This is a genomic window from Streptomyces sp. A3M-1-3 (assembly GCF_024213665.1).
Taxonomy (GTDB): Bacteria; Actinomycetota; Actinomycetes; order Streptomycetales; family Streptomycetaceae; genus Streptomyces.
In genome coordinates, this window is the sequence record NZ_JANAVP010000003.1 from 1 (window position 1) to 5434 (window position 5434).

General features: G+C 70.1%; 6 protein-coding genes. 1 reads left to right on the forward strand and 5 read right to left on the reverse strand.

The features are described from left to right. Positions 1-226: 226 nt before the first annotated feature. Together pepN and NLX86_RS34325 are read right to left on the reverse strand one after the other, a co-directional pair. Entirely contained in the window at positions 227-2722 is a 2496-nt protein-coding gene (pepN, locus tag NLX86_RS03640) for an aminopeptidase N (RefSeq protein ID WP_254370102.1), read from the reverse strand. Between the two features lie 100 nt (positions 2723-2822). Beyond that, entirely contained in the window at positions 2823-2951 is a 129-nt protein-coding gene (locus NLX86_RS34325; protein ID WP_302060921.1) for a hypothetical protein, read from the reverse strand. Positions 2952-3071: 120 nt separating this feature from the next. On the opposite strand from NLX86_RS34325, the gene NLX86_RS03645 reads away from it, so the two are divergent. Next, positions 3072-3623 (forward strand): flavoprotein, encoded by a 552-nt coding sequence (locus NLX86_RS03645; protein WP_254370103.1) that lies wholly within the window; start codon positions 3072-3074, stop codon positions 3621-3623. Between the two features lie 43 nt (positions 3624-3666). On the opposite strand, the gene NLX86_RS03650 is transcribed toward NLX86_RS03645, so the two are convergent. From NLX86_RS03650 to NLX86_RS03660, 3 genes are read right to left on the reverse strand one after another with little or no spacing between them, the layout of a single operon-like run. After that, positions 3667-3975: a hypothetical protein gene (locus tag NLX86_RS03650; RefSeq protein ID WP_254370104.1), complete on the reverse strand. Its 309-nt coding sequence runs from the start codon at positions 3973-3975 to the stop codon at positions 3667-3669. A gap of 37 nt (positions 3976-4012) precedes the next feature. Next, positions 4013-4390 carry a chorismate mutase gene (locus NLX86_RS03655; RefSeq protein ID WP_254370105.1) on the reverse strand — a complete coding sequence of 126 codons (378 nt, stop codon included), beginning with the start codon at positions 4388-4390 and terminating at the stop codon, positions 4013-4015. Between the two features lie 11 nt (positions 4391-4401). Beyond that, entirely contained in the window at positions 4402-5301 is a 900-nt protein-coding gene (locus NLX86_RS03660) for an AraC family transcriptional regulator (RefSeq protein WP_254370398.1), read from the reverse strand. Positions 5302-5434 lie beyond the last annotated feature (133 nt).

The following is a 5434-nucleotide window of genomic DNA, read 5'->3' on the forward strand; positions in this document are numbered from 1 at the left end:
TCTGGACCAAGACAGCCGAGGAGATCCTCGACTCCCTCGCCCGTTTCTGCCGACGGATCTCCGGCGCAGGACACTAGCGGGACACGGCTCACTGTCAAGGGTGCAGCGAAGCGGAATCGCGCAGCGACGCGACCGCAGGGAGCGCCCTTTACAGGGAGACGGGGCCCGCCAGACTCTCAAACCGGGCGGCCCCGGGTTACCCCGAACCACGCGCCCCCGGCCGAGTTCAGGCTCCCCGTACCTCCCGTGCCCTTCGCAGGTCGTCCAGTTGGTCTGCCAGCTTGCGGCGCAGGGCCGGGATCATTTCCGTCGTGCGCAGGCACTCTTCGCCCAGCCGCAGGGACTCCGCGTCCGCCGCGTGGAGCGGGAACGCGTAGCGGCCCGCCGCTTCCGCGATTGCCGGGCCCCTGCGTGCGGCCAGGGCTACCGCGTCCGGGTAGTAGCGGGCCACGTACTCCCGTACGAGGTCGGCCTGTTCGCGCTGCCAGAAGCCTTGCGCCGTGGCTGTGAACAGGTAGTTGGAAAGGCTGTCCGAGGCGAACATCCGCTCCCACGCGGCCGCCTTGGCCGCCGCGTCCGGCAGCGCCGCGCGGCAGCGGGCCGCACCCTCCTGGCCGGTCGCCGTGGGGTCCCGGTCCAGCTCCGCGGCGATCGTCGCCTCGTCCGTCGCGCCGAGTACGGCCAGCCGGCGAAGAATCCGCCACCGCAGTTCGGGGTCGAGTTCCGGTCCGCCGGGTACGCCGCCCGACGTCAGCCAGTCCTGGATGCCGTCGGGCTGGGTCGCGCTGTCGATGAGGTGGCGTACGGCCGTGAGCCTGAGGCCCGCCCCGTCCCCGTCCTCCGTGCGCCGGATCAGGTCGCGGCAGATCGTGGTGAGGGTCGCGAGGGCCGTGGGGCGTGTGTCGTCCGGCAGGTAGCGGTCGGCGATCTGGGTGCTCGCGAAGGCGAGCACGCCCTGCACGATCGCCAGGTCCGACTCGTACGGCAGATGCGCGCGGGCCGCCTCCAGGTAGGCGGTGGGGGCCAGTTCGCGGTCGCGGACCATGTCGCGGGCCGCGTTCCAGATGACGGCGCGGGCCAGCGGGTCGGGCAGGCCCGACAGCGAACGTACCGCCGTGTCCCACGACGCGGCGTCGAGGCGCACCTTGGCGTACGTGAGGTCGCCGTCGTTGAGGAGTAGGAGGTCGGGGCGGCGGCCGGGGCGGACAGCGGCGGGCTCCCGCTGGGGGATGTCCAGTTCGAAGCGCTCGCGCAGGGCGAGCCGCGTGGGATCGGCCGGGATCTTGTCGTACGTCCCGACCGCGATGCGGTGCGGGCGGCCGCCCTCGTGGTCGACGGCGAGGGTCCAGCCGCCGTCGGCCGCGGCGATGGACGGGGCGAGGGTGTCCACGCCGGTGGTGCGCAGCCACTGTTCCGCCCACGCGTGCACGTCGCGGTCGGTCGTGTGGGCGAGGGAGTCGATGAAGTCGGCGAGGGTGGCGTTGGCGAACTTGTGCCGGGCGAAGTGGGTGTTGATGCCGGCGAGGAAGTCCTTCTCGCCCAGCCAGGCGACGAGCTGGCGCAGCGCCGAGGCGCCCTTTGCGTAGGAGATGCCGTCGAAGTTGAGCATCGCGGAGGCGGTGTCGGGGACGGCGTCGGGGTCGGGGGCGACGGGGTGGGTGGAGGGCCGCTGGTCGGCGTCGTATCCCCAGGACTTGCGGACGATGCCGAAGTCCACCCAGGTGTCGGTGAAGCGGGTGGCCTCGGTGAGGGTCTGGTATCCCATGTATTCGGCGAAGGACTCGTTCAGCCAGATGTCGTCCCACCAGCGGAGGGTGACGAGGTCGCCGAACCACATGTGGGCCATTTCGTGGGCGATGACCATGGCGCGGGTCTGGCGCTCGGTGTCGGTGACGGCGGAGCGGTAGATGAACTCGTCGCGGAAGGTGACGAGTCCGGGGTTCTCCATGGCTCCGGCGTTGAACTCCGGGACGAAGGCCTGGTCGTAGGAGTCGAAGGGGTACGGTTCCTCGAATTTCTCGTGGTAGCGGTCGTAGCACTGCCGCGTGATGTCCAGGATTTCGTCGGCGTCGGCGTCCAGGTAGGGGGCGAGGGAGCGGCGGCAGTGGATGCCGAAGGGTAGTCCGGCGTGTTCGGTGCGTACGGAGTGCCAGGGTCCGGCGGCGACGGCGACGAGGTAGGTGGAAATGCGTGGGGTCGGGGCGATGGTCCAGCGGCCCTGCCCCTGGTGTTCGGCGATGCCGTTGCCGAGGACGGTCCAGCTGTCGGGTGCGGTGACGGTCAGGTCGAAGACGGCCTTGAGGTCGGGTTGGTCGAAGGCGGCGAAGACGCGTTGGACGTCTTCCATGAAGAGCTGGGTGTAGAGGTAGGTCTCGCCGTCGGTGGGGTCGGTGAACCGGTGCATGCCCTCACCGGTGTGCGAGTACCGCATGGACGCGTCGATGCGCAGCTCGTGCTCGCCGGCGGTGAGGCCGGTGAGCGGGAGGCGGTTCCCGTCGAGCGTTTCGGGGTCGAGGGGCTGTCCGTCGAGGGTGGCGGAGCGCAGTACGGCCGGCTTGAGCTCGACGAAGGTGTCTCCGGTCGCACGCGAGGCGAACCGGATGACGGTGTGGGAGTCGAAGGTCTCCTCGCCGCCGGCCGTCAGATCGAGGCCGATCGTGTACCGGTGGATGTCGAGGAGCTGGGCTCGTGTCTGCGCTTCGTCGCGCGTCAGTACGGACATGGGGCACATGCTGCCTGATGTGGTGGGGGCGGCACAGCGGGGGCGGGGGCAGTACGCGGGGGCTTCCCCCCCCGCCCGTCTTGGCTTCCCCGGTTCAGGGTCAGCGGCGCTTCGCCGGGCATACGGTGTGCTGGTGGATGACGATGCCGGGCCCGGAGGCCTGGCCGACGTCATAAGTGCGTTGGTCGGCGATGCGGGTGCCAGTGTGCTCGTCGTCCAGTCTGGACATGCTGTTCTCCGTTCCTGACTCGTTGTCTGGGACGGTACCCACGCCGTCGTGGCGTGGAGCGTCTTTCGCCCCTGATCCCCTTAGGATCGGGGGCCGGTTGCATGTGATCCACTGGGCGGCATGACTCGGACTCTGTACCTGTTCTGTTCGGCCGCCCCGCCCGTTTTCGACGTGGGGCGCGTCGTTGAGGATGCGCAGGCCCGCGGCTGGGATGTGTGCCTCGGGCTGACGCCGACGGCGGCACGCTGGCTCGGTGACAGTCTGGTAGGGATGGCCGCGTTGACGGGGCACCCGGTGCGCAGCGAGTACAAGCTGCCGGGCGAGCTGGACGTCTGGCCGTCGGCGGACGTGATCCTGGTGGCGCCGGCGACATTCAACACAGTCAACGCGTGGGCGCTCGGGTTGACGGACCGGTTCGTGGTGGGGGTCGTGGCGGAGGCGATCGGCAAGGGCATCCCGACTGTCGTCATGCCGTGCGTGAATGCGGCCTATGTGCAGCATCCGCAGTTCGACCGGAGCATCGCGACGTTGCAGGGAGCTGGGGTGAAGGTGCTGTATGGGGAGGGCGCCTTCATGCCGAACGAGCCGGGCCAGAGCAGGCCGGAAGGCTATCCGTGGTCGATTGCCTTGGCCGCGCTGGAGACGGCAGTCGGTCCGGCCGGGCAGCCTTGATCCATGCCTCCCGGCCTCCGCCAGTCCGCGCGGGTTGTCTCCGTTACGAGTCCGCCTTGTGAGGCTTCTTCTCGTGGTTGCGCATACTGGCGGGCGCTCCGACATAGCCACAGCGTCCGCAGCGTTCCCAACCGGCGTCGTGCACGGCCTTGTCGGTGATGGAGTGGCCGGGGCCGAAGCCGTTGGCGTGGAGCATCTGCGGTACGGATCCGCCGTACTTGACGGCGATCAGGGCGGCTTCGGCGACCTTGTCGTGGCCTGGCGTGAAGAAACGGCCGAGGCCGACTTCCTTCTTGCATCCGCACCAGCAGGTGCCCGTCGGGATGAGTCGGGGTGCGTCGTTGCTTGGCATGAACTCAAGTTAGCAAGCCAAGAGTTAAAGCCAAGGGTTATTGGCAGGACTTGTCGAGCCCGCTCCCCGACCGGCCCTCACGTTCAGCCGGACCGTTTGACCTGGTCACAGCCTCTTCGGCCAGGGTCTCGTGGTGGCGGATCACCTCGGCGATGATGAAGTTCAGCAGTTTTTCTGCGAAGGCGGGGTCCAGCTTCGCGTTCTCCGCGAGTTGGCGCAGGCGGGCGATCTGGCGGGCTTCGCGGTCCGGGTCTGCGGGCGGCAGCTGGTGCTGGGCCTTGAGCTGGCCGACCTGCTGGGTGCACTTGAAGCGTTCGGCGAGCATGTGGACCACGGCCGCGTCGATGTTGTCGATGCTCTCGCGGAGCCGGGACAGTTCCGCGCGTACGGACTCGTCGATGTTGCTGGAGGTCATGGTCCCTGAGCTTACGTGGCGGGTGGGGCGCCGAAGGAGCCGATGGTCGGCGGGTGGTCGGGGTCGGGGATCTGGTTGCTCCAGCCGCCCGGTACCGCCCGGCCCTGCTGTTCGCGGAAGCGGACCGGTGCGATGCCGACGCGGCGGGTGAAGAGGCGGGAGAAGTACGCCGGGTCGTCGTAGCCGACGCGGCGGGCGACGGCCGCGACGGGCAGTTCGGTGGCGGCGAGGAGTTCCTTGGCGCGGCCGAGGCGGATGCCGAGGAGGTAGTCCTTGGGGCTGCAGCCGGCGCCGCGGCGGACGGCGGTGCGCAGTTCCGCGGGGGTCATGCCGTGGCGGGAGGCGTGTTCGGCGACGGACAGGGGCTGGAAGGCGTCGCGGGCGAGGGCCTGGAGGACGGGGTCGCCCTCGGCGTTGGTGTCGGCGCGGGCGCGGCGGAGGGCGACGAGGAGTTCGTGGACGGCGGCGCCGGTCTCGACCTCCAGGAGGGGGTTGCCGCGCCGTGCGGCCCGTGCGATGCGGCCGATGGCGGCGCGTGGCCCGGCGGCGTCGGAGAGGGGGACGACGGGCCGGTCGGGCTCGATGTAGCCGAGTTCGGTGTACGTGGCGGTGGCGGGGCCGGTGAAGTCGACGAAGGCCTCGTCCCAGCCGGTGTCCGGGTCGGCGGCGTAGTGGTGGGGGACGCCGGGGGTGAGCCAGATCAGGGTGGGGCCGGTGATCCGGGTACGCCGGCCGTCGGGGGCTTCGGACCAGCCGCTGCCGGCGCCGATGACGACGGCGACGTGGTGGTCGAGGGTGCGGGGGCCGACGGTCGGGAGGGCGCCGTACTGGAGGCCGACGCCGAGGCAGACGAGTCCGAGGCGGTGGTGGAGGGGGCTGGGGGTGAAATAGCGCATCCAGGTGTGGTACATCCGGTTTCCTTCCTCCTCGTCTGCTCGGTGCGGCTCGGCAGTTGCGTCCAAACAGCGCTGATCTTTGTCCATGGACCGGCTGCCCGCCAGGGGGCGAGGGTGGCCGCAGTCGGTGAGCGGGCGACTGAGTGAG